The 25,517-nt window shown below is 65.3% G+C and carries 12 protein-coding genes and 1 pseudogene; 10 read left to right on the forward strand and 3 right to left on the reverse strand.

The annotated features are described in order from the left end of the window. Positions 1-241 precede the first annotated feature (241 nt). From mreB to HWX08_RS01015, 5 genes are all read left to right on the forward strand, one after another. Complete coding sequence (gene mreB / locus HWX08_RS00995) at positions 242-1,276, forward strand: rod shape-determining protein (protein ID WP_069260485.1); 1,035 nt, start codon at positions 242-244, stop codon at positions 1,274-1,276. Between the two features lie 257 nt (positions 1,277-1,533). After that, the gene (locus HWX08_RS01000; RefSeq protein ID WP_174922728.1) at positions 1,534-2,181 is read left to right on the forward strand and encodes a YdcF family protein; all 648 of its coding nucleotides are present in this window, start codon (positions 1,534-1,536) and stop codon (positions 2,179-2,181) included. Between the two features lie 648 nt (positions 2,182-2,829). After that, the gene (locus HWX08_RS01005; RefSeq protein ID WP_174922727.1) at positions 2,830-10,869 is read left to right on the forward strand and encodes an autotransporter-associated beta strand repeat-containing protein; all 8,040 of its coding nucleotides are present in this window, start codon (positions 2,830-2,832) and stop codon (positions 10,867-10,869) included. 148 nt (positions 10,870-11,017) lie between these two features. Next, complete coding sequence (locus tag HWX08_RS01010) at positions 11,018-13,240, forward strand: amylo-alpha-1,6-glucosidase (protein ID WP_174922726.1); 2,223 nt, start codon at positions 11,018-11,020, stop codon at positions 13,238-13,240. Between the two features lie 96 nt (positions 13,241-13,336). Continuing rightward, positions 13,337-13,588 carry a hypothetical protein gene (locus tag HWX08_RS01015; RefSeq protein ID WP_006482135.1) on the forward strand — a complete coding sequence of 84 codons (252 nt, stop codon included), beginning with the start codon at positions 13,337-13,339 and terminating at the stop codon, positions 13,586-13,588. 498 nt (positions 13,589-14,086) lie between these two features. Here HWX08_RS01015 and penR read toward each other — a convergent pair whose 3' ends face one another. Further along, positions 14,087-14,977 (reverse strand): beta-lactamase transcriptional regulator PenR, encoded by an 891-nt coding sequence (gene penR, locus HWX08_RS01020; protein ID WP_174922725.1) that lies wholly within the window; start codon positions 14,975-14,977, stop codon positions 14,087-14,089. Between the two features lie 128 nt (positions 14,978-15,105). Between penR and blaPEN-bcc the strand changes: the two genes are divergently transcribed. Beyond that, entirely contained in the window at positions 15,106-16,053 is a 948-nt protein-coding gene (gene blaPEN-bcc / locus HWX08_RS01025) for a PEN family class A beta-lactamase, Bcc-type (protein WP_175806960.1), read from the forward strand. 319 nt (positions 16,054-16,372) lie between these two features. Here blaPEN-bcc and HWX08_RS01030 read toward each other — a convergent pair whose 3' ends face one another. Next, on the reverse strand, positions 16,373-16,573 hold the full coding sequence (locus HWX08_RS01030) for a DUF805 domain-containing protein (RefSeq protein WP_069260480.1): 201 nt from the start codon (positions 16,571-16,573) through the stop codon (positions 16,373-16,375). A gap of 671 nt (positions 16,574-17,244) precedes the next feature. Beyond that, positions 17,245-18,448 (reverse strand): annotated as a pseudogene (locus tag HWX08_RS01035) (IS3 family transposase); the annotation flags it as partial. Between the two features lie 537 nt (positions 18,449-18,985). On the opposite strand from HWX08_RS01035, the gene HWX08_RS01040 reads away from it, so the two are divergent. From HWX08_RS01040 to HWX08_RS01055, 4 genes are all read left to right on the forward strand, one after another. Continuing rightward, entirely contained in the window at positions 18,986-19,669 is a 684-nt protein-coding gene (locus HWX08_RS01040; protein ID WP_174922331.1) for a TagK domain-containing protein, read from the forward strand. A gap of 102 nt (positions 19,670-19,771) precedes the next feature. Continuing rightward, positions 19,772-21,955, forward strand: a complete 2,184-nt coding sequence (locus HWX08_RS01045) for a type VI secretion system Vgr family protein (RefSeq protein WP_174922363.1) — start codon at positions 19,772-19,774, stop codon at positions 21,953-21,955. A 35-nt stretch (positions 21,956-21,990) separates the two neighbouring features. Then, entirely contained in the window at positions 21,991-24,543 is a 2,553-nt protein-coding gene (locus HWX08_RS01050) for a M35 family metalloendopeptidase (protein WP_174922332.1), read from the forward strand. Next, the gene (locus HWX08_RS01055; RefSeq protein ID WP_244122664.1) at positions 24,533-25,504 is read left to right on the forward strand and encodes a hypothetical protein; all 972 of its coding nucleotides are present in this window, start codon (positions 24,533-24,535) and stop codon (positions 25,502-25,504) included. The genes HWX08_RS01050 and HWX08_RS01055 overlap by 11 nt, the downstream gene beginning before the upstream one ends. The last annotated feature ends 13 nt before the right edge of the window (positions 25,505-25,517 follow it).

The raw sequence follows: 25,517 nt of genomic DNA on the forward strand, positions 1-25,517 counted from the left end.
TCTGAGGCCTGCCGGGAGCAGGCGAGACCGAGAGATTACCGTGTTTTACAGGCGCCGCGCGAGCGGCCGGTGCGTAGCTGGGCGTGCGCCGAACGGCATTTTTGACAATTCCGTCGCGAAAAAATCATCGGAATTGCCTAAAGTATCGGAACGAATTGCCGCTAAGCTCGTGATGGGGCGGCATGGACGCACCGCGGAAATGCGGCGCGGCTGCCTGTCCGTTCGAATACAAAGGCCTGATATGTCGACACCGCTGTTCGGAAAGTTGTTTGCGCAACCCGTTGCGATCGACCCTGGAACGGCGAGTACGCGGATCTATACGCACGAACGCGGCGTGGTGCTGAACCAGCCGTCGGTCGTCTGCTTCCGCAAGGGCGGCGCGACCGACGCGCGGCCGACGCTCGAGGCCGTCGGCGAGCTCGCGAAGGCGCTGCTCGGCCGCGAACCGGGGCATCTCGAAGCCGTGCGGCCGATGCGGCACGGCGTGATCGCCGACGCGCACGCGGCCGAACAGATGATCCGCAGCTTCATCGACATGTCGCGCACGCGTTCGCGCTTCGGCCGTCGGGTCGAAGTGACGTTGTGCGTACCGTCCGATGCGACGGCCGTCGAGCGCCGCGCGATCCGCGAGGCCGCGTTCGCGGCGGGTGTATCGGAGGTCGAACTGATCGAGGAAGCGCTCGCGGCCGGGCTCGGCGCGGGCCTGCCGGTGACCGAGCCGGTCGGCTCGATGGTCGTCGACATCGGCGGCGGCACGACCGAGGTCGCGGTGATCGCGCTCGGCGGTATCGTCTACCGCGAGGCGATTCGCGTCGGCGGCAACCAGTTCGACGCGGCGATCGTCAATCATGTCCGCAACCTGTATGGCGTGCTGCTCGGCGAGCAGACGGCCGAGCACGTCAAGCAGACGATCGGCTCGGCCACCAGCGCGGTGCCGCGCAGGTCGACGCGCGCGGTCGGGCGCGGTGTCGGCGACGGCCTGCCGCGCTCGATCGAGCTGTCCAACCATGACGTGGCCGACGCGCTGGCCGCGCCGCTCAAGCAGGTGATCGGCGCGGTGAAGTCGGTGCTGGAGAATGCACCGGCCGAGCTCGTGACCGACATCGCGAATCGCGGCCTGGTGCTGACGGGCGGCGGCGCGCTGCTCGCGGACCTCGAACGCCTGCTGTACGACGAGACGGGGCTCGTCGCGCGGATCGCCGACGAGCCGGCGACCTGCGCGGTACGCGGGGCCGGCGAGGCGATGGGGCGGCTCGCGATGTGCCCGGTCGACTGAGCCGGGCCGTGCCGGACCGCGCATCGCGGCGCGGTCGTTCACCTTCTTTCGATCTCCGCAGGGCGTGGCCGCGTCGCAGGGCAAGCGTGTCCGGCCGACTGTTAGAAGTGGCCGGCAGGCCGGCATCGGTCCGCCATCGATTCGTCGCGTGGACACCCGAACGCGCGCCATGCTAGCGTTACGCGCCCGTTTCGGGCCGGGCCGCCCAGCCGATACGCGCCCGACGACCTGAGAGACCGAAAATCTTGAAAAAACACATGAGACGGCGCTTTTTTGCGCGCTTCGGCCGCCTGCTGGCCATCGTCGCCTGCCTCTGGATCGCGGCGGCCGTCGCGCTCGTCGCGTACGGGATGCGGATGCCGAGCGAGCCGGCCGACGTCGCCGTGATCTTCGGCAACGCGCTCGACGAAACCGGCGCGCCGAAGCCGGTGCTGGCCGCAAGGCTCGACGTCGGCGTGCGCTGCTATCGAACGGGGCAGTGCCCGGCGTTCCTGGTCAGCGGCGCGATCGACGGCCCGGGGCTGAACGAGGCGACCGCGATGCGCGACTATCTCGTGGCGCGCGGGGTGCCGGCCGACCGGATCGCGGTGGACGACCACGGCGACAACACGCTCGCGACGGCGCAGCATACGCTCGCCTATCTGCAGGCGCACCGCGTGTCGCGCGTGGTGATCGTCAGCCAGTATTACCACCTCGCGCGGGCGCGCCTCGCGTTCGAACGCGTCGGCATCGCGCGGGCGAACATCTTCGCCGTGTATCCGCGCCGCTTCCAGTTGCGCGACGTCTATTCGAGCTGGCGCGAAGTGCCGGCCTACGCGGTCTATGCGGTGCGCTTGTGGGCGAATCCCGACGCGCGGCCGGTTTCGTTCAGGCCGATGCTTTATCTGATGAGCCTGTTTTCGTAACGGGTTCCGGCTTTTCCTTTTCTTCGCGCGGCGTGCCGATTCAGGCGGGAGGCTGCGCGCTTTGTCGATGCGCGGCGCTGGTGGCGGTGTCTGCGAACCAATTTCGGGATTGCGCGCGGCAGTCCCGGTTTTCAGTGTTGCGTACGAGCGGGATCGGTTACTTCCGGCTTTGATTCGCAAAAATAAAAATTCGCGCGGCGAAGCCCGGACGCCGGAAATCAGACTGCATATCCGCATTTTCACTGATCCATTCGTTTCACCGTTTTTGCCGGCGATCAAAACCGGCCTTTGAAAAACATGCGCCAGCATGTTGTCGGGCGCATTCCGTCAAGTAAAAAATACCCGCCTGCCGGCCGTTGATTCGATGGGTAAACCTCGACTGGAAAATACCTTACATTTGATATAGCCTTGTCTGACAAAAGCAGGGCAGTAATCAAATCGATCAGAAAAATCGCTGCAGAAAAACAGGGGCCGCCAATATGTCGTTCGACTAGTTTCACGCCTGCGCATCAGGGCCGATCACGAATTCATCCATGAATAACCGACGTCGCATCGCGACTGCCGGCGCGGATGCTTTATTCCGCCATTTTCTCTGTCGTCTGTTCGTTCGATTCCGCGGCAATACCCATTCCAATGACGAGGAAAGACATGAACCTTGCGCGTTCAAAAAAGGCCGGTGAACCGTTTCCGAGATTGCTGTTGCCGACGGGCGTCTTTCTGGCGCTATCCGCCGCGGGCATCGTTCCCGCCTATGCGGCCTGTACGACGGCGGGGACCAACGTGACCTGCTCGGGTGCCGCGAACCCGCTGGCGCCCAATTATGCGAACGGCGCCAACAACCTGAACGTGACGGTCAACCCCGGCGGGAGCGTCGGCGTGCTCCTCGGTGTCGGCGGCAACGCGATGACGCTGACCGGCAGCAACGATACGCTGACCAACAACGGCCGGATCGACCCGACGCTCCTCGGCACGGGGCTCGGCGTGCTGTCGTCGGGCGTCGTGATGGGCAATGCATCGGCAAGTACGCAGACCGTGACCAACAACGGCGTCATGGCGGGCACCACCGGCCTGTCGATCGGCCTGACCGGGATGGCGCTGGCCGTTCAGAACGGCGCCGGCGGCACGACCAACATCACGAATACCGGCACGATGTCGACGTCGGGCATCGTCGGCGCGACGCTGCTTGGCCCCGACGCCGGCGTGATCGCCGCGTATGGCGGCGGTCAGGTCAACGTCAACAACTCGGGCACGATCAACGGCCGCGTGGCGCTCGGCACGTCGGCGGGCGGCAACACGTTCACGAACTCGGGTACCGTGAACGGCAGTGTGTCGATGGGCGCGAACAGCACCAACCAGTTCATCGCGACCACCGATTCGTCGGTCAACTCGGCCGGCGGCACCGGCGTGGCCGTCAATCTCGGCATCGGCGCGATCACCATCGGCTTTGCAGCGACCGGCACCGTCGACGGCGGCGCGGGCGGCAACAATACGCTGACGCTCCAGCAAGGCGCGTCGGCCACCGGCACGATCAACAACGGCAACTACGTCAACTTCAATCACCTCGACGTGCAGAGCGGCACCTGGACGCTGTCGGGCGCATCGGGCGCGGCCGATGCGACGCTCGGCAACGGCGCCACGGCGGTCGTGAACAACGCCGCATCACTGGGCACCGGCAACGTCTCGGCCAACGGCGGTGCGATCCGGTCGGCGACGCCGGGGCTCACGCTGTCGAACGACATTTCGATGAGCGGCGCCGGTCTGGGCGTGAGCGGCGCGTCGAGCCTCGACCTGTCGGGCACCCTCTCCGGCAGCGGGCCGCTCACGCAATCGGGCACCGGCACGCTGACGTTGTCGAGCGCGAACACGTATAGCGGCGGCACGAACCTGAATGCCGGCACGATCGTCGTCGGCAATAACCAGGCGCTGGGCATCGGCACGCTGACGGTCGGCGGCAACGCGACGCTCGACAGCAATCGGGTCGTCACGATCGCGAATCAGGTGGCCATCGATGCGGGCGCCGCATTGTCGCTCGGCGGCAGCAACGCGATGCAGCTCAGCGGACCGATCTCGGGGGCCGGCGGTCTCGTCAAGAACGGCGCGGCGACCACGACGCTGACGGGCGCGAATACCTATACGGGCGGCACGACGGTCAACAGCGGCACGCTGGCGCTCGGCGCCGGCGGCAGTCTCGCCGCGACGGGGGCGGTCAATCTGGCCGGCGCGGGGGCGGCGCTCGACGTCGGCGCGTCCGGCGCGAACCAGACGATCGGCACGCTGAACGGCGTGGCCGGTTCGAGCGTGAACCTCGGCGGCAGTGCGCTGACGCTGGGCGGCCCGTCGAACGGGACGTTCGGCGGCACGATCGGCGGCACGGGCTCGATCACGAAATCGGGCACGGGCACGGAGACATTCACGGGCACCCAGACCTACACGGGCGGCACGACGATCGCAAGCGGTACGCTCGCGCTCGGCGCGGGCGGTTCGCTCGCGGCGGGTGGCGCGGTGAACCTGAGCGGTGCGGGCGCAACGTTCGACATCGGCGGATCGGGCGCGAACCAGACGGTCGGCGCACTGAGCGGTGTGGGCGGCTCGACCGTCGCGCTGGGCGGCAACGGGCTGACGTTCGGCGACGGCACGAACCAGACGTTCGGCGGTTCGATCACGGGCACGGGCGGCATCACGAAGCAAGGCAGCGGCACGGAAACGCTGACGGGCGCGAACACGTATACGGGCGGCACGACGGTCAATGCCGGCACGCTCGCGATCGGCGCGGGCGGCAGCCTGGCCGCGACGGGCACGGTGAATCTCGCGAACGCGGGGACGACGCTCGACCTCAGCGCGGCCGGCGCGAACCAGACGATCGGCACGCTGAACGGTGCGGCCGGCTCGAACGTCAACCTCGGTGCGAACAACCTCGCGTTCGGTGGCAGTACGAACGGTTCGTTCAGCGGGTCGATCGGCGGCACGGGCGGCATCACGAAGCAGGGCAGCGGAACGGAAACGCTGTTGGGCGCGAACACGTACACGGGCGGCACGACGGTCAACGACGGCACGCTGGCGCTCGGTCTCGGCGGCACGCTCGGTGCGCCGGGCGGCGCCGTGACGCTCGGCGGCGCAGGGGCGACGCTCGATCTGAGCGGTGCGGGCGCGCCGCAGACGATCGGTGCGTTGTCGGGCACGGCCGGCACGCTGGCGCTGGGCGGCAACGGGCTGACGTTCGGCGACGGCACGAACCACACGTTTGGCGGCGCCATCACGGGCACGGCCGGCGTGACGAAGCAGGGCAGCGGCACGGAGACGTTGACGGGCGCGAACACGTACACGGGCGGCACGACGATCGCGGGCGGCACGCTGGCGGTCGGCGCGGGCGGCAGTCTCGCGGCCGGCGGCGCGGTGAACCTGAGCGGCACCGGCACGACGCTGGATCTCAGCGGGGCCGGCGCGAACCAGACGCTCGGCGCGCTGAGCGGCGTGGGCGGTTCGACGGTCGTGCTGGGTTCGAACGGGCTGACAATCGGCAGCGGCGGCGGTAGCGCGACGTTCGGCGGTGCGATCACGGGCACGGGCGGGTTGACGAAGACCGGCGCGGGTACCGAAACGTTGACGGCCGCAAATACCTACACGGGCGGCACGAACGTGGATGCAGGCACGCTGGCGCTCGGCGCGGGCGGCTCGCTCGCGGCGACGGGCGCGGTCAGCCTGAACGGCACGGGCGCGACGCTGGATCTCGGCGCGTCCGGTGCGAACCAGACGATCGGCGCACTGAGCGGCGTGGGCGGCTCGACCGTCGCACTGGGCGGCAACGGGCTGACGTTCGGCGACGGCACGAACCAGACGTTCGGCGGTTCGATCACGGGCACGGGCGGCATCACGAAGCAAGGCAGCGGCACGGAAACGCTGACGGGCGCGAACACGTACACGGGGGACACGACGATCGCGGGCGGCACGCTGGCGATCGGCGTGGGCGGCAGCCTGTCGGCGAGCAACGCCGTCAACCTGACCGGCACGGGCACGACGCTCGACATCAGTGCGGGCAGCAATACGTCGATCGGCGCGCTGAACGGCGTGGCGAGCTCGAACGTGACGCTCGGCAGCAACACGCTGACGCTGGGCAACGGGACGAACGGCAGCTTCGGCGGCACGATCGCCGGCACGGGCGGCATCGTCAAGCAAGGCAGCGGCACCGAGACGCTGACGGGCGTGAACACCTACACGGGCACGACGACGATCGACGGCGGCACGCTCGCGATCGGCGCGGGCGGCAGCATCGCGGCGTCGGGCACCGTGAACCTCGGCGCCGCGGGCACGACGCTCGACCTGAGCGGCGCGGGCGGGAACCAGACCATCGGCGCACTGATGGGCGCGGCCGGTTCGACGGTTGCGCTGGGGAACACCGGGCTGAGCTTCGGCAGCACGGCCAGCCAGACGTTTGCCGGCGCCATCACGGGCGCGGGCGGCGTGACGAAGCAGGGCAGCGGCACGGAGACGTTGACGGGCGCGAATACCTACACGGGCGGCACGACGATCGCGGGCGGCACGCTGGCGATCGGCGCGGGCGGCAGCCTTGCGGCGAACGGTGCGGTGAACCTGAGCGGCACGGGCACGATGCTGGATCTCAGTGCGTCCGGTGCGAACCAGATGATCGGTGCGTTGAATGGCGTGGGCGGCTCGACGGTCGCGCTGGGTGCGAACGGGCTGACGCTCGGCAGCGGCGACGGCAGCGGGACGTTCGGCGGCGCGATCACGGGCACGGGCGGCATCACGAAACAAGGCAGCGGCACGGAGACGCTGACCGGTGCGAATACGTACACGGGCGGCACGACCGTGGACGCAGGCACGCTGGCGCTCGGCGCGGGCGGTTCGCTCGCGGCGACGGGTGCCGTCAGCCTGAACGGCACGGGCGCGACGCTGGATCTCAGCGCATCCGGTGCGAACCAGACGATCGGGGCGCTGAGCGGCGTGGGCGGTTCCGCCGTCGCGCTGGGCGGCAACACGCTGACGTTCGGAGACGGCACGAACCAGACGTTCGCCGGCGTGATCGGCGGCACGGGCGGCATCACGAAGCAAGGCAGCGGCACGGAAACGCTGACGGGCGCGAACACGTACACGGGCGACACGACGATCGCGGGCGGCACGCTCGCAATCGGCGCAGGCGGTTCGATCGCGGCGACGGGTTCCGTCAACCTGACCGGCGCGGGCACGTCGCTCGACCTCAGCGCAGCGGGCGCGAACCAGGCGATCGGCGGCTTGACCGGTGGCGCCGGGTCGACCATTGCGCTGGGCGGCAACACGCTGACGCTGGGCAACGGGACGAACGGCACGTTCGCCGGCACGATCGGCGGAACCGGCGGCATCGTGAAGCAGGGCGCGGGCACCGAAACGCTGACGGGCGCGAATACCTACACGGGCGGTACGACGATCGCGGGCGGCACCCTGGCGCTCGGCGCGGGCGGCAGCCTCGCAGCCGGCGGCGCGGTGAACCTGAGCGGCACCGGCACGACGCTGGATCTCAGCGCGTCCGGTGCAAACCAGACGGTCGGCACGCTGAGCGGCGTGGGCGGTTCGACGGTCGCGCTGGGTGCGACCGGGCTGACGCTCGGCAGCGGCGGCGGTAGCGCGACGTTTGGCGGTGCGATCACGGGCACGGGCGGCATCACGAAACAAGGCAGCGGTACGGAAACGCTGACCGGTACGAACACGTACACGGGCGGCACGACCGTGGACGCAGGCACGCTCGCGCTTGGCGCAGGCGGTTCGCTCGCGGCAACGGGCGCGGTCAGCCTGAATGGCACGGGTGCAACGCTGGATCTCAGCGCATCCGGTGCGAACCAGACGATCGGTGCGTTGAGCGGCGTGGGCGGATCGACCGTCGCGCTCGGCGGCAACACGCTGACGTTCGGCGACGGCACGAACCAGACGTTCGGCGGCGTGATCGGCGGCACGGGCGGCATCACGAAGCAGGGCGCCGGCACGACGACGCTGACGGGCGCGAGCACGTACGGCGGCGCGACGACGATCGACGCGGGCAATCTCGTGATCGGCTCGGGCGGCAGCCTCGCGGCGTCGACGACCGTCAACCTGACGACGTCCGGCGCGGGCTTCGCGCTCGGCGGCGGCGCACAGACCGTTGCGGGTCTTGCCGGCGCCACGGGCACCACGGTTGCGCTCGGCGGCAACACGCTGACGCTCGGCGGCGCGGCGAACACGTCGTTCGGCGGCACGATCGGCGGCACGGGCGCACTCGTAAAGAACGGCACGGGCACGCAGACGCTGTCGGGCAACAACACGTACAGCGGCGGCACGACGGTCGCGGGCGGTACGCTCGTGCTCGGCAGCAACGGCGCACTCGGCACCGGCGCCGTGACGGTCGGCGCCGCGAGCACGATCGACACGACGGGTCCGGTGAATCTCGCGAATGCGGTCGCGTTGAATGCGAACGCAACGATCGGCGGCACGCAGGACCTGACGCTGTCGGGTGTCGTGTCCGGCGCGGGCGGCATCGTCAAGGACGGCCAGGCCACGCTGACGTTGAACAACAGCAACACGTACCAGGGCGGCACGGTGGTCAACGGCGGCTCGCTCGTGCTCGGCAACGGCCAGGCGCTCGGCACCGGCGGCCTCACGTTGAATGGCGGCAGCCTCGCGCTCGGCAGCACGAACGTGACGCTCAACGGGCTGAGCGGCGCGTCGAACGGCACGCTCGACACCGGCACGGGCACGCTCACGGTCGCGGGCGGCGGTACCTTCGGCGGCACGCTGACGGGCGCAGGAGCACTGACCAAGAGCGGCAGCGACACGCTCGTGCTGACCGGCGCGAGCCATTACACGGGAGGAACGACCGTCGCGGGCGGCACGCTGCAGATCGGCAACGGCGGCACGTCGGGCAGCATCGCCGGCAACGTCGCCGATGCGGGCGCGCTGGTCTTCAACCGCTCGGACAACCTGTCGTTCGACGGTGTGATTTCCGGTGCCGGTTCGCTCACGCAGGCCGGCAGCGGGCAACTGACGCTCACGGGCACGAATACGCTGAGCGGTCCCACGACGGTCAGCGCCGGCACGCTCGCCGTGAACGGCTCGCTCGGCCAGTCGATCGTCACCGTGCAGCGCGGCGCGACGCTGACGGGCACGGGCACGGTCGGCGGCCTCGTGGTGCAGGGCGGCGCGACAGCGGCCGCGACGCAGCCGGGCGCGGCGCTGAACGTGGCCGGCAACGTCACGTTCCAGCCGGGATCGACGTTCCAGGTCGCGGCGACGCCGCAGCAAAGCGGCAGCCTGGCAGCGACCGGCGCGGCGGCGCTGAACGGCGGCACCGTGCAGGTGCTTGCGAACCAGAGCGGCTACCAGCCGAGCACGACTTACACGATCCTTTCCGCGTCGTCGGGCGTGCAGGGTGCGTTCGGCCAGGTGAGCGCGAACTACGCGTTCCTGATGCCGAAGCTCACCTACGACCAGAACCACGTGTACCTGCAACTGCTGCAGAACGGCACCGCGCTGCCGGACGTCGCGACGACGCCGAACCAGCGCTCGGTCGCCACCGCGATCGGCGGGCTCGGCGTCGGCAACCCGCTCTACGACACGGTGCTGACGACCGATGCGCCCACCGCGCGCCGCGCATACGGGTTGCTCGACGGCGAGCTTCAGGCGAGCCTGAAGAGCATGCTGCTGATCGACAGCCGCTATGTGCGCGACGCGGTGACCGATCGCGTCCGCCAGGGCCTCGCGCCCGGATCGGGCCCGCTCGCGGCGCTGTCGTCGGGCGGCGCCGCGCTGTGCGGCGACAACACGGCCGGTGCGGTCGATCCGATGCTGCCGCCGGAACGCCGGATCGGCTCGCGCGAAGGGTGCTACGGCGGTACGCCCTATCAGCCGGTCGTCTGGGGTCAGGCGTTCGGCGGCCGCAGCCGGCTCGCCGGCGACGGCAACGCGTCGTCGATCAACCGCAGCATGACGGGCTTCATCGCCGGTGCGGACATGGCGCTCAACGACAAGTGGCGCGCAGGTCTCGCGGCAGGCGTCACGCACGGCTCGCTCGACAACGACCAGAGTTCGTCGGCGTCGGTGAACAGCTACTACCTGTCGCTGTACGGCGGCGCGCAATACGGCGCGCTCGGCGTGCGCGGCGGTGCGTCGTACACGTGGTACCGGATCAACAGCGACCGGTATCCGGGCTTCGCGGGCTTCTCCGATCACGACTCGGCCGGCTACGACGCGCATTCGGCGCAGGTGTTCGGCGAAGTCGGCTACGCGCTGCCGGTCGGGCCCGTGGCGATCGAACCGTTCGCGGGCCTCGCGTACGTGAACCTGCATACCGACGGCTATACGGAAACCGGCGGCGCGGCCGCGCTGCGCGCTGGCGGCGAGACGACCCACGTCGGCTTCTCTACCCTCGGCCTGCGCGCGGCGTCGCAGCTCGGCTCGATCGCGAGCGGCACGTTCACCGCGCGCGGGACGGTCGGCTGGCGGCATGCGTTCGGCAACGTGCGGCCGTCGTCGTCGTTCACGTTCGCGAACGGCGGCACGTCGTTCCAGGTATCGGGCGTGCCGATTGCTCGCGACAGCGCCGTGCTCGAGGCCGGCATCGACGCGACCCTCACGAAGCGCCTGACGCTCGGCATCACGTACAGCGGCCAGTACGGCAGCGGCGTGCGCGACAACGCGATCCTCGGCAACATCCTGTGGAAGTTCTGACCGGCGCCTGACACACGCGATACCGTGCGACGAAGCAGTCGTCGCACGGCATCGCGTGTTTTGCGTCGCTGCGCACGTTCCCCGTTCTGTCCTATCCTGTGCGAAACACGCAACGCGCCGCGCGTTGCGGTCCGACACAGGAGCATCGATGCCGAATCACGCCGAAGCCACGACGACCCAGGCGCCGCAAGTCGCGCCTGTTGCCCCGACCGCAGCGTCGGGCCCCGCCTTCATCGCGCCCGAAGCCGATCCGCAGGCACTCGCGCGCAACAACCAGTACGTGCTGAAATCCGGCGATGCCTTCGTGGTCGGCGACGCGCTCGGCGATATCGGCGGTCACGACGACGGGCTATTCGTCGACGACATGCGCGTGCTGTCGACGTGGCGCCTGACGTTCGGCGGCCGCGCGCCGTCGCTGCTGTCGGGCGCGACGAGCGCCGACAACGCGTCGTTCACCGCGCACCTGACGAACCGCCCGCTGCCGCCGCTCGGCGGTCAGGAGACGCCCGAGGGCGTAATCCACATCGAACGGACGCGCGTGCTCGCCGGCGACGTGCTTTACGAAGCGCTGACGCTGACGAACTACGGCGCAAGCGAAGCCGAGGTACCGCTGTCGCTGTCGTTCGCGGCCGATTTCAAGGACATGTTCGAGGTGCGCGGCACGCTGCGCCCGAAGCGCGGCACGGTCGGTGAGCCGCGCGTCGACGCGGGCGCGGTGCGGCTGCGCTACGACGGCCTCGACGGCGTCGAGCGCAACGTGACCGTGCATTTCTCGCCGGCGCCCGACGCGCTGTCGGTCGATCGCGCCGACTACACGCTGACGATCGCCGCGCAGGCATGCGTGTCGATCTACCTGACCGTCGATGCGACGCTCGGCCCGGTGCATGCGGAAGGGCCGGGATGCGGCCGCGTCGCGCTGCGTACCGCGCTCGTCGGCGTGCATCGCGAGATGCGCGCGCGGCGCGAATCGATGGCGCGGGTGAATACCGGCAATCCGCTGTTCGACGCATGGCTCGACCGTTCGCTCGCGGATCTGGGGCTGCTCACGACGCAGCTCGACACGGGGCCGTACCCGTATGCGGGCATTCCGTGGTTCTCGACGCCGTTCGGCCGCGACGCGGTGATCACGTCGCTGCAGATGCTGTGGCTGCAGCCGTCGCTCGCGCGCGGCGTGCTGCGTTTTCTCGCGGAGCATCAGGCGCGCGAGACCTCCGCGTTCCGCGACGCGGAGCCCGGCAAGATCATGCACGAGTTCCGCCGCAGCGAGATGGCCGCGACGGGCGAGGTGCCGTTCGCGCTGTACTACGGCGGCGTCGATACGACTCCGCTGTTCATCATGCTCGCGGGCGCGTACGTCGAGCGCACCGGCGACGATGCACTGATCGACGAGCTGTGGCCCGCGCTCGAACGCGCGACGCAATGGGTGATCGACAAGTGCGACCGCAATCCTTACGGACTGCTCGATTACCAGCGCACGTCGGAGCGCGGCCTCGCGAACCAGGGCTGGAAGGACAGCCACGATTCGGTGTTCCACGCGGATGGCCGCTTCCCCGACGGCCCGATCGCGCTCGTCGAAGTGCAGGCGTATGCGTGCGCGGCGCTCGATGCGATGGCGATGTGTTCGCACCGGCGCGGCCACGCGGCCGATGCCACGCGCTACGCGTTGCGCGCGAAGACGCTGCGCGACCAGGTCGACGCGCTGTTCTGGATGCCGGAAGGCGATTTCTACGGGATCGCGCTCGACGGTCACGGCGAACTGTGCCGCGTGTTCGCGTCGAACGCCGGCCACCTGCTCGCGTTCGGGCTGCCCGATGCGGCGCGCGGCGCGGCGGTCGCCGGTGTGCTCGGCTCGGCGCTGTTCCAGACGGGGTGGGGCATCCGCACGCTCGCGGCCGGCCAGCCGCGCTTCAACCCGATGGCGTATCACAACGGCTCGGTGTGGCCGCACGACAATGCGCTGATCGCGCGCGGGCTGGCGCGCTACGGCGACAAGACGGCCGCGGTGAACCTGCTGCGCGCGCTGTTCGAGGCGGCGGTGAGCTTCGAGATGCGCCTGCCCGAGCTGTTCTGCGGGTTCCCGCGCCGGCGCGGCGAACCGCCGACCGCGTATCCGGTGGCCTGCCTGCCGCAAGCGTGGGCGGCAGGCGCGCCGTTCATGATGCTGCAGGCCTGCCTCGGTGTGAGCATCGACGCATCGCGTCACGAAGTGCGCGTCGAGCGCCCGGCGCTGCCGGAAGGCGTCGACTGGCTGCGGATCGATGCATTGCGCGTCGGCGACGAAACCGTGTCGCTCACGTTCCGCCGCGTCGACGGGCAGGTCATCGCGTCCGCGGAGCAGCCGGGCCGCGTGAAGGTGATCGCGGTGCTGTAGCACGACGCGGCGCGAACGTTGCGCGATGTCGCGCCACGTTCGCGCCGCGCGGCATAGAATCGTGACATGACCCTTGAACGATGGCGGAGGTAGACGATGACGACCGACAACCGGCCCGACGACGGCGAGCACAAGCTCGAGAATCTGGAAGCGGCGGTCGACCACCTGCACAAGTCGATCGAATCGCAGAGCATCGCGGTCGGCGCGGCGAAGGGCATCCTGTTCAGCCTGATCGAAACGCTCGGCGCGCTGATCGGCGATCCCGACCTGCCCGAGCATGCGCGCTCGGGCTACGAGGCGCTGCGCGACAAGGCGAGCGAGTTGCGCGGCGGGCTCGACCGGCATTGATGCACGAATGGCGCCGGGGCAGCCGCACGGGCCGCACCGGCGCTGCCCGATTCTGTAGACGAAGCACAAAACCCCGTGCGCTCAATGAGTTAGGTCGCCGATGCGCAGGATATCCACACGCTTGCCAACACAATCTGTGGAGAACCTTCCGGCCCGAAGCCGGAGGTGCGGCGCGTGCGTTGCGAAAGTGCGTGCGCTGCCACATGGTTGACCGCGCAAGGTCCGTATCTCGAAACCCCTTTTGTATCAGCGTGTTACGCGGCGGCTCGGGAGGATATCCACAGGCTTGCCAACATATTCTGTGGACAACTCGCAATCGATTGCGTCGCGACAGTTGACGATCGGGCCGCCCGAGGCCCGCGCGCGAAGCCCCGGTGCATACGGGTTGCCCGATGTCTGCGTCGGCACGCTATTTCGTGCGCGATCAAGGGCTTAGGTCCCGGGTACCCAGGATATCCACATCCTTGCCAACACTTTCTGTGGACAAGCGGGGCCGTGTCATTCGGCCTGCGCGGTGGCGGCCGCTTCGGCCACGATCCAGTCGCGAAAGAGCGTCATCGCCGGCGTGAGCGGTTTCGACTTCAGCGACGTGAGCCAGTAGCCGCCGGCACGCACGTCGATGTCGAGCGGCCGCGCGAGCAGGCCGAGCTGCAGCTCGCGCGCGAACATGCACGCCGGTGCGAGCGCGACGCCCGCGCCCTGCATCGCGGCCTCGACCATCAGCCTCGACGAATCGAACACCGGCCCGTTGACCGCCCACGGTGCAAGCTGCGCGGCATCGAACCAGCCGAGCCATTCATCGGTGCGGTACGAGCGCAGCAGCGTTTCGTTCGCGAGATCGGCGGGGTGTGCGAGCCGCCGCGCGATGTCCGGCGTGCACAGCGCGGTGAGCGGCGCGTCGAGCAGGCGCTCGTTGCGCGTGGCCGGCCAGTTGCCTTCCCCGAAGCGGATCGCGAAGTCGAGGCCCTCGGCGGCGAGATCGACGACGTTGTTGTTGGTCCGCAGCCGCAGCTCGACGAACGGGTGCGTATCGCCGAACTGCTTCAATCGCGGCATTAGCCAGCCTATGGCAAAGGTGCCGACGACGCCGAGCGTCAGCACCTCGTGGAAGCGCCCGCCGTCGAACTGCTTGAGCACCGTCTCGATGCGGCTGAACGCGTCGCTCAGCACCGGCAGCAGCGCGCGCCCCTCGTCGGTGAGCCCCAGGCCGCGCGGCAGCCGGGTGAACAGCGTGCAGCCGAGCCGCTCCTCGAGCGAACGCACCTGCTGGCTGACCGCGGCCTGGGTCACGCTCAGTTCGAGGCCGGCGCGCGTGAAGTTCAGGTGGCGCGCCGACGATTCGAACGCGCGCAATGCATTGAGCGGAAGGTGAGGGCGGAGCTTCATCATAAGAATTTCTTTTGTCAGCGCTCAATTATCGTTGCTTGTCAGGCAACCGTAAAGTCACGATAGTGCAGTCTCGCCGGCCGGGCGTGTTCAACACCATTTCGCCTCCATTCCACCACGAGACAACCGACATGACCTACTCATCGAAACGTCGCACCCTGTTGCTGGCGGCCGCCACGGCGCCGCTCGCGCTGACCGTTGCCGCGTGCGCGTCGCGGCCGGCCGCTTCGCCTGCCGCAACGGACGAGGCCGGCGCGGCCGTCGCTGCTGCGGCCGCGAGCGTGGCGCCCGCCGCCGCCGCGCAGATGTTCGCCGAGCTCGAACGCAGCGCGGGCGGCCGCGTCGGCGTGTGCGCGATCGACATCGCGACCGGCCGGCGTGCCGAGCACCGCGCGGACGAGCGCTTCCCGTTCTGCAGCACGTTCAAGGCGATACTGAGCGCGGCGGTGCTCGCGCAGAGCGTCGAGCGCCCGGCGTTGCTGCAACAGCGCGTGACTTATAGCCAGGCCGATCTCGTCAACTATTCGCCGGTGTCGGAGAAGCATGTCGGCACGGGCATGACGGTCGCCGCGCTGTGCGAGGCCGCGATCCAGTACAGCGACAACTCGGCCGCGAACCTGCTGTTGAAGATGCTCGGTGGCCCGTCGGCGGTGACGGCCTACGCGCGCTCGATCGGCGACGACACGTTCCGGCTCGATCGATGGGAGACCGAACTGAATACCGCGCTGCCCGGCGACCCGCGCGACACGACGACGCCGGCCGCGATGGCCGCGAGCATGCGCGTGCTGATGGTTGGCGATGCGCTGCCGCCCGCGCAGCGTGCGCAGCTCGTCGCGTGGATGCGCGGCAACAAGGTCGGCGACAAGCGGCTGCGCGCGGGCGTGCCGGCCGGGTGGACGGTCGCCGACAAGACGGGCACCGGCGACTACGGGACGACCAACGACGCGGGTGTGGTGTGGTCGCCGTCGCGTACGCCGATCGCGCTGGCCGTGTACTACACGCAGGCACGTGCCGATGCACGCGCGAAGGACGACGTGATCGCGTCGGTCGCGCGCATCGTGGTGCAGGCATTCGGTTGACGCGGGCGGCGCGACGCGCGCTGCGACGTCCGTGACGCGATCTGCATGCGTGCGGTGCCGCAACCGTGACCCGCGCGATCAAACGTTGTGCGATCAACGACTTAGGTCGCGCATGCTCAGGATATCCACATGCTTGCCAACAAAAATTGTGGACAAGCCCGCGCGCGGGCGCGTCCGGTGTGGCGCGGGCCGCCGTGCCGCGTTTGAAGCAGCACTGACAAAGTCTTTCGTATCAAGTGCTTGGGCGCGGTATGCGCAGGCTGTCCACAAGCTTGCCAACACAATCTGTGGACAAGCCCGGCCGCCGCGCCGACGACGATCAGGGCTGCCGATCGTCGACCGTCGGCCAGCGCACGAACGCGAACACCCACAACATGATGAAGTTCAGGACCGGGACGAACATCGTCAGGATCCACCAGCCCGAATGTCCGGTGCGCCGGACGATGCGGATATACGGATAGATGATGATGGCGACGAGCACGAGTGTGACGACCAGCTGCCACGCGGTGAAGTGTTCCATGGTCTTCCTCGGAGTGTTGTGTCGTGGTGCGGCGCCGGCGGAACTGCCGGGCCGTTGAGCCGGCGCGCAAAGCCGGCGATGCGAGGCTCGCGTGCGGCTCGCGTGATCTTGCCGCGCGGCGGGCGCGAGCGTCAAGACGACGATGATGGAACGTCGTTGCGCAGGATCGCTCGCCTGCGCGCATGCCCGGGCCGCATGGTGCCGCAACCGTGACGCCGCGCTTGAACCGTAGCCGGATCAACGGGTTAGCGCAGGCGTGCGCAGGATATCCACAAGCTTGCCAACAAAATCTGTGGGTAAGTGGTGCCGCGCATGGCGGGCACGTTCGAAGCGGCTGCGGCGTGCATCGTCGTGGTGTTGTGATGCGACGTGCGGCGAAGCGGGGTAGGCGATGGCCATCAGCAGGGCCGCGTCTGCATCACGCGTGCCAAAGCCCGTCGGATCAAGGGCTTAGCGATGCGGTGCGCAGGATATCCACAAGCTTGCCAACATTTTCTGTGGAGAACTTTGGCGGTGGCAGCGAACCCTTGTCAGGCGGGCAAGATAGACGATGTGGCGAAACGGGGTGTGGCTCCTTCAGGCCATTCCCACACGATCCCCCATCCCGCATGACGAATTGACATGACACCCCGCTGGAGTTGCCCCTGTAATACCGGACGCGGCATCACACTAAGGATTGCTGAATCCATCGAGCGCCGGAACTCGCGAGGCGGGCGATGTTTCAGCGCGCTATGGGAATGCTTCTCGTTGTAATGCTCGGACGCGATGGCCAAATCGCGTGCAGCAGTCGCTGCGTCCGGCGTCGGCATGAAGGCGACGTAGTCGCGTTTCATCGTCTTCACGAAGCTCTCGGCCATCCTGTTACTTTGCGGGCCGCACGCCGGCGTGGTCAATGGCTTCAGGCCGATGGGCACTGCGAACCGGCGCGTGTCGTCAGCCGTGTAGCCCGAACCGTTGTCGCTCAGCCACTCGATTTCGGACGGGTATGCAAGTCGTTGCCAAACCGATTTTCCACTGCAGCCAGCATCACGTCGCGCACAATGTCACCGCTGTGGCCTGCCGTCGTGGCCGCCCAGCTCATCGCCTCACGGCCACAGCAATCCAGCGCGAACGTTACGTGCAGTGGCTCGCCATTGTCGCAGCGGAACTCAAAGCCGTCCGAGCACCACCGCTGATTGCTGCGCGCGACGGCCACCTTGCCGTCGTGTCGACGTTGGGGGCGGGGCGGAATCGGTCGGCGCTGCATCAGCAACCCATGCGTGCGCATGACACGATAGATGCGCTTGGCGTTGAACGGCACTAGCCCAATCGCGACGCGCTCGTTGCGCAATATGCCCCAAACCCGGCGATAGCCATAGCTGGGCAAATCGCCGACGACCCGGCGGATTTCCTCGACAGCGACCGCGTCGTCAGTCTGCCTCGATTGACGGCCATCGAGCCTCGTCGCGGGACGCGACAGCCGTGCCGATACGTTCGAGCGCGACACGCCGAGAACTTCACAAACCAGTTTCACTGGTCGTCCTCCGGCAGCGAGGGCGAGTGCGCTATCCATTTTTTTGCCCGGCCGTACTCGACTGCTTCGCGGAGAATCTCGTTCTCCATGGTCTTCTTGCCGAGCATCCGTTGCAGCTCACGAATCTGCTTGAGCGCGTCGGCCAGTTCCGAGGCCGGAACCACTTCCTCGCCGGCTTTGACCGCTGACAGGCTCCCATCCTGATACAGCTTGCGCCAGTGGAACAGCTGGTTCGGATTCACGCCGTGCTGGCGCGCGACCATCGAAACCGATTTCCCCGGCTCGAAACTCTCGCGAACCATCGCCAGCTTCTGCTCCGCCGTCCGGCGCCGCCGGCGCTCCGGGCCCGTCAACACTTCCATCACTTCCTGCCAGGTGTTAGTCAAAGACACAGTCTTATGCCTGCCCGTTATTGTAAGTGGGTGACTGTGTCCGGCGTTTCAGGGGGCTGCTCCAGGCGCCCAGCACTGAATCCGATGTGCTGGCAGTGTGTCTTGTTATCTCGAGAAGTGAGGATACCTATGGATATGGGTAGTATTTATATCGAATTGTCGTGTAGTTGATTCGGTCTGCTGGTTGTTGTTCTGCTGGTGTGAATTTGCTTCGGCAGACGGCGCAAGCCATGATGGAGGAGCGTCCAGAAGGTTGCAATATGTCCGAGTCGCCCGATTGGGTTCGTGTGAGGCAGCAAGTCACTTGCCGTTGTCCGCTTGAGCCAGCCTCGGTTGTAAAGACGTTGTGTGTGCAACTTATACGCGGGGCATGTCCATTGTCTCAACAAAAAATCACACCCTGTGATTTTTTCCAGGTTTTGTCAATTTCGGACGCGTCTTATGTGATTTTACCGATGTGTTCGGTAAATTCGACGCAGGAGAAATTCCGTTCAACGGAGATGAATCGTGAAAGACAATACCTCAGACAAGGATGTCGCTCGCTTTGGCGATTCAACGGATCACGGCGGCACGGTTGTTCACGTCGCAGACAATGTTATGCGCGGGGGATTTCGGGCGCTGTCCACTGGTGACGAATGCGGCGGAGGGGCAGTATTTGGCCTGCTTGGATCATCAGCGCCCCTTCGTGGCATCGAGGCCCTTCGCGAGCTCGATGACAATAACGTTGCTGTAGAGGACGCAAATATTATTGCGTCGCTGTACAGTCAATACCTTGGATTTCTCGATGATCCGCTTTCATTGGCCGAGCGGGCAATCTCTTATACACAGGAAGCCACTCCATCTGCGTTGCCCGTGCAGGCTGAACCGGGATTGGGTTTGCTCACTATGGTGGAGTTGCCACCGCAACCGGTTAAGCCGGTTGCCAAGCCCGAGGGGATCATGGAGCTACTCAGGCCTCCGGTCAAACTTGAACAGCTGTTCGGCGACCTCAGTGGGGCACCGGACCTCTGTGAATCGGAGCAATGGAACGACGTGCTGGGTCTGTTCGCGCCTGCCGAATTCCTTGCTGCCGCATCACTCCGTGCTGCCCAGCGGCCACCCGAACTGACGCGACGTGAACATCATATGGTCGCAATGGATAGCCCCGTGTCCCTGCCGGTCGGGTTGTTGCCTGATAGCGAAACATCCTGACGGGGCAGTCTGCATACGTTCGCCGAGTAGCCCAATACGATCCATCTTATTGTCGGAATCGCCATGTCCAACGCGTTTGATGTTCAGCAGCTATATCCGGTCATGCAGAAATTCAGCCGGCCCCGAACGCTCTCTATCAGTGGGGCTGCCGTTCCGTTATCGCCCAATGGCGAACCTGTATTGCAACTGGTTGCGATCGAAGGCGAGGAAGAACTTTCCAAAATCTACACCTACGATTTGGAGGTTAAAACCTCGCTCGACGCGGGATTGAGTGACGAAGAGGCGGCGAATCTCAATACACTCGACATGATTGGGAAGGAACTGACCGTCACCATCCAGCTTGACGGGATGGGCACTTTTGTCCGTGGAATGCCAGGGGCGACCGGTGCAGCAAACATCGGACGCGGGTTACGCGAAATCAGCGGGATTATCACGGCAGTGAGTTTTGCCGGGCAGTCAAACCGCCAGAGTAGGTATCGACTCAAATTGCAACCGTGGATCGCGCTGGCTGAGAAACGCTCGGATTACAGGATTTTCCAGAATAAGTCTGTTATTGAAATCATTCACGAAGTGCTGAGCGACCACTACCTCTACTCGTGGGACATGCGGCTAAGCGAGTCCTATCCGAAGCTGGTCTATCAGGTCCAGTATGGCGAAACCGACTTTCATTTTATCCAGCGTCTAATGGAAGAAAACGGGATTTATTGGTTCTTCGAGCATTCAGATACCGTGCATCGCATGGTCCTGGTGGACCAGTTGGGGGCGCACAAGCCGGTTGACAGTGAAGCCTATCAGACGCTGTCGTACTATCCGCCAGGCCGCAGGGTTGACATGGAGCACATCGACAACTTTGATACGACTGCGCGTATCCAGTCAGGTCAGTGGACCACGAACGATTTCGACTTTACCCGGCCAAGGGCAAATCTCGAGGCACAGATTCAGTTGCCGCAGAACACCTCGCACAATACGCTTGAACGTTACGAGTGGCCCGGCGACTACACCGAACTGAAGGCCGGTGAGCAGTTTGCACGGATACGCATGCAGGAAATGCGTGCCCTGGGCGAGCGGGGTACGGGCGGTGGGAATGTGCGGAACGTCGTGTGTGGGACGACTTTTACGCTGGCGGGTTTTCCGCAAGCCGATGCAAACCGCGAATTCCTTGTTATCCGGGCTCGGCTGGATGCGGCTGAACTCGACGAGGCAACCGATACCGGCGAATACCGGATTCGGACACAGTTTGAAGTGCAGCCGGCCACGACCGTTTTCCGTCCACCGCGCACGGTCAGCAAGCCGCGTACAACCGGCCCGCAGACGGCCATTGTTACGGGGGCCGACGGGAGCGAAATCTACACGGACCAGTACGGCCGGGTGAAGGTGAAGTTCCACTGGGACCGCTCGCCAGTACATGATCAGACATCATCCTGCTGGCTGCGGGTCTCCTATCCGTGGGCAGGCAACAACTACGGGACCATCAGCATTCCGCGGGTGGGCTCGGAAGTGATAGTGGACTTCGAGAACGGCGACCCTGACCGGCCATTTGTGACGGGGCGGCACTACAACGCGCACAACATGCCGCCGTGGGAGTTGCCCGCCAATGCGACCCAGAGCGGCACGCTGACGCGCTCCACCGATAAAGGCGGCTACGAAACCGCCAACGCGCTGCGGTTCGAGGACAAGAAAGGCAGGGAGGAAATATGGTTCCATGCCGAAAGGGATATGCGAACCGAAGTTGAAAACGATGAATCGCTTACGGTTGGACATGATCGCGCGAAGACGGTCGGACATGACGAATCGGTGACGATTGGCAACGATCGTACGGAAAAAGTCGGCCGAGGCGAACAGGTCGAGATTGGTGTCGATCGTCGTCACACCATAGGCCAGGATGCGTTTCTTTCGGTTGGACGCGATCACCGCATCCAGATCGGCAAGGATCGAATCGAGGAAACCGGCAACAATCGCAAGGACACTATTGCGGCCAACTTCCAGGTCACGACTGGCGGCAACGCCGAACACAAGGTGCAGGGGCGTCACCAGATCGAAGCGGGACAGGCTATTGAGCGCAAGACCCGCATCTACCAGCTACACGCGGGCGACAAGGCTGAAATCATTGGCCCGGCCGGAAAGATCACGCTCGACGGTGAGGGCGTCACGATTGAAGGAGTCCGGATCAAGCTGAAGGGGCCGGTCCAGACCGAGACCGGCTGGGTCAAGAATGCCCTGGACATGCGCTCAGACGTGAACAAGGGCGACCCGTTCACACCGGACTACTTCCCGTTTTCAGGCTGACGCCTGCCGTTTATTCCACCAAGGAACCGTGCCTCGTGATTGTGACTTTCCCATTTGAAGACGATCCCTATTACAGCGCCCCGCAGCCAGCGTCTTACCCGCGATCAGCCAGTGCCGCGCTGAGTACGCCAGCACTTGCCCGCAAATATATTGATCTCGCGAAGCACGTCGCGGGAGGGGTATTCCCGGTAGGGCGCAACCGCTTCTGGCACGGCGGCGTACACCTGAGCGGAAAAAAGCCGGTGCGCGCGGTCGCAGACGGCACCATCGTCGCATTCCGACTGGATCGGGACTATATCGACAGCGAACTCGACCGGCAGATCAAGGCGGCCGCACCCGTGAAGGCGTCAGCGTCGAAAGCCAAGCCGCAGCCGTCACCGCCCCGGCAGCTCAGCAGCAGCTTTGTACTGATACGGCACGAGTGCGAGGTCAATAGAGGAGGCGGTGAAATGCAGCCCGTGGCGGGCGTTTCGCAGGGTGTCAGCGCGAGCATCCCCAGATACATCGGAGCGCACTTCTACTCGCTCTACGCGAATCTGCTGCCGCAGAAGCAGTTGCAGAACAAGGCAGTCCTGCCGCCGTTTCTCACGACCACCAATACAATTGTCCCGGTTGCCGCGTTGCGCGGGGACGAAGTAACGGTAAGCGCGGTGATTGATGACGGGCACCACATGGTCAAGATCAGGATTACTGACATCAATACCCGCAACAGTGGCGAGGGATGGATCGAGCGCATGTATCTGGACGTGGAGCCAGGCGCTCTACTGAGGCCCGAGCAGAAAATCCGGCTGGGCTACCCCATTTCATTCATGTATTGCTGCCATCCTACGGAAAAGCGGTGGATGCCGTTGGACCGCACCTTCTCATTGGAATATCCGGTCAGGGCCGGACAGGTGATTGGTTACGCCGGGATAACGGACGGCGATCTTGGCCCGGTGGCGGACAGCTTCCACTTCGAGATTTTTACGGGTGAGAATAAGTTGGTGAAGCAGATGAAGCCGCTTGTTCCGCTGAACATTATCAACCCAAGTTCGTCGTACCAGGAATATGCGGATGGACAGAAAAGCGATGGTATGGGGAAGGTGTGGTTGACGAGAAGTGCCAATCTCGCACGATTTAAAAGCCTGGTTAAACCGGGTAGGTTGGCTGCTTCAAATATGCAACAGTTTCCTTCAGGTTCGTGTTTTTTGGGAGCGATACCCTGCGGGGTGGATGGAACGGTGCCAACTCAAGTTGAGGAATTGATATGTTTCAAACTCTTTGGCATGGATGGAAGCACCTACTACGCGTACGCCGATCAAGTGAGCGCAGCAGCCGATGGGCGGGAATTTGTCCGCGACGCGTGGGTGACGCTGACTACCGATAGCGACTGGGTAGCGCGGGGATGGCAGGCCTATGAGGATAGCGAACTGAACACGACAGACGACGGCTTCGTTGAGGACGACGATGCGGTCATGCAGAAAATCCTGTCCGCCGCACACGAGTCTTCTGCGAGCCTGAGTCTCGAGGATCTTCACGCGGATGGCGTTGACGCGATCTTGCGCACCGCCGCTGTCCGGTTCCACACTGAATGGGACAGCAGTAACAACGGCAAGCGATACGACAAACTTCAGCAAGGTGGCCATCCGCCGCTTCCGCAATTATCCGACAGCCAGTTCAAGGCGTTCTTGCAGGATATTCAGCGTCAGCAGTTCTGGAGCGACGCGAAGGTACAGCAGGACGGTGTGAACAATGCCATGAAGCCGCTATCCACGCCGATGGATACGAAGAACTGGCATTTCCACCCAGTCGGCTTTCTGGCCCAGATGCGGGAATGTCTCGCAACGGACGCAACGCTGTCCGAGGAGGCGTTCGAACTGGAAATCCGGCAGAGCTGGATAACCTGCCTGAAGCTGATCGAGAAGCGCCTCAAACAACTCGAACCCTGGGCGGACGCCAACGCCGCCATGCCTGATGCGCCCTCGGCGCGGGCGCCAGTCGTCAGGGAATATGCGACTCTGCAAACGATTCACAATGTTGCCCATCACGATCTCTGGTCAAACTTCGAATACTGGTTTGGCGTAACGCCCAATGACATCGCTGGCCCGGAGACGTTGCACGGCCAGCTTGCGGCCGCGCCTGCCGGGCATCACGTCCATAACTACCTGAAAGGCATGCGGGAGTTCTTCCGCCATATATCCATGCAACGGGTGGTCAAGGGCGCACTGGGTTTTGAAGCAGGTGCCTATGTGCAGCCGGGGGTGTATCCGGCCAAGGCGCTCAAGCCCGCCCAATCAGGCTTCCGGATGGAATACGTCAATATCGCTTGCCAGTATGGTCCGTTCTTCCGAAGCTTTAATAACAGGGATCCGGTCGATCAGAATCGTATGGAAATCCAGTTGCACGAGGTGGCGCATTTGCAGAATACCGCTCATGCCAAGGACCAGAAGGTCGATGTTAACGGGGCACATGACCCTGACGGATACAACGGAAAGACTGCCTATGGGGCACGCGCGGCACGGGTGCTCGCCGAGTTCACGCCCAACAGGGCGTTAGCTAATGCCGAAAGTATTGCATTTTTTATCGAGAGTGCGAAGGATGAAGCCTGACCGTCTGACAATGAACGGCGTTCGCGCCATTATTTCGATTGGAGGGATGGTGGCGCTGCTCGGCTGCTCGTCCCTTGCGGAACAGCAAGCGGCGCCGCCTTCGAACCAAACTACGAAAAGTTCTATGACCGACAAGCAAAGTGGAAACCAGACGGGTGTCGTGCCGAATGAGCGGGTAACCTGGGTCAAGAGTCCGCTGATTACGCAGATTAGTTTTCATGACGCCATCGTACGTGCCAGCAGCATCAAGATACGGTACGGATTTTCGTGCATCAATCCAAGTGAGAAAGATGCTAAATGGACTGACATGCCGACACCGGATGATCCTGTCATTCGGTTGTATTCAGAAGGCAAGCGCATTAATCCCGAGCCCCTGCGTAAGGATGACGGCATTATAGCTCTCAAGGCTCCCCCCAGAGATGACGAGATAAAGACGAACGCTAGCGTAGTAAAAGCAAAAAGCAAATGGACTTCAGATGGGCCGGGTGAATTTGTAATCGCGAATAGCCAGTTCCTCACCGGCACGCACGTCTACGAGATGGTCTACTGGCATACGCAACTCGACTGGATCGACGTGCGCGAGGTTCTGGACCGTACCGATACGGGCAAAGGCAGGATGATGTATCCGATCACGGATAACGCACCGTCGAACCGCCTCTATTTCAGGGTCTACAAGCCGACCGATGAAGAGGCGCGTGAAGGGCGGCACATTGAATTCCTCGGCGAAGTGGATGCCCGTACGCAGGTCCTCGCGCTTCCGTACGCCCGTCCAGGCGACTACGCACCAAAGACCGGCTATTGGGCCGCGACGGGCAAGAGCATCGAACGGCTCGGAGGCTATTACGAAGTGTTCGTCAAGGAAGGAGATTCACTGCCGAACCTGCCAGGGGACCGGGGCGTGGACCCCTTCAGCTTCCAGTGGAAGTACGTGGGCGAACAGAGTGCCGCCGCTGGAAAGTAACGGGTACTCGCCG

This window comes from Burkholderia metallica, from assembly GCF_902832845.1.
In the GTDB taxonomy this organism is placed as follows: Bacteria; Pseudomonadota; Gammaproteobacteria; order Burkholderiales; family Burkholderiaceae; genus Burkholderia; species Burkholderia metallica.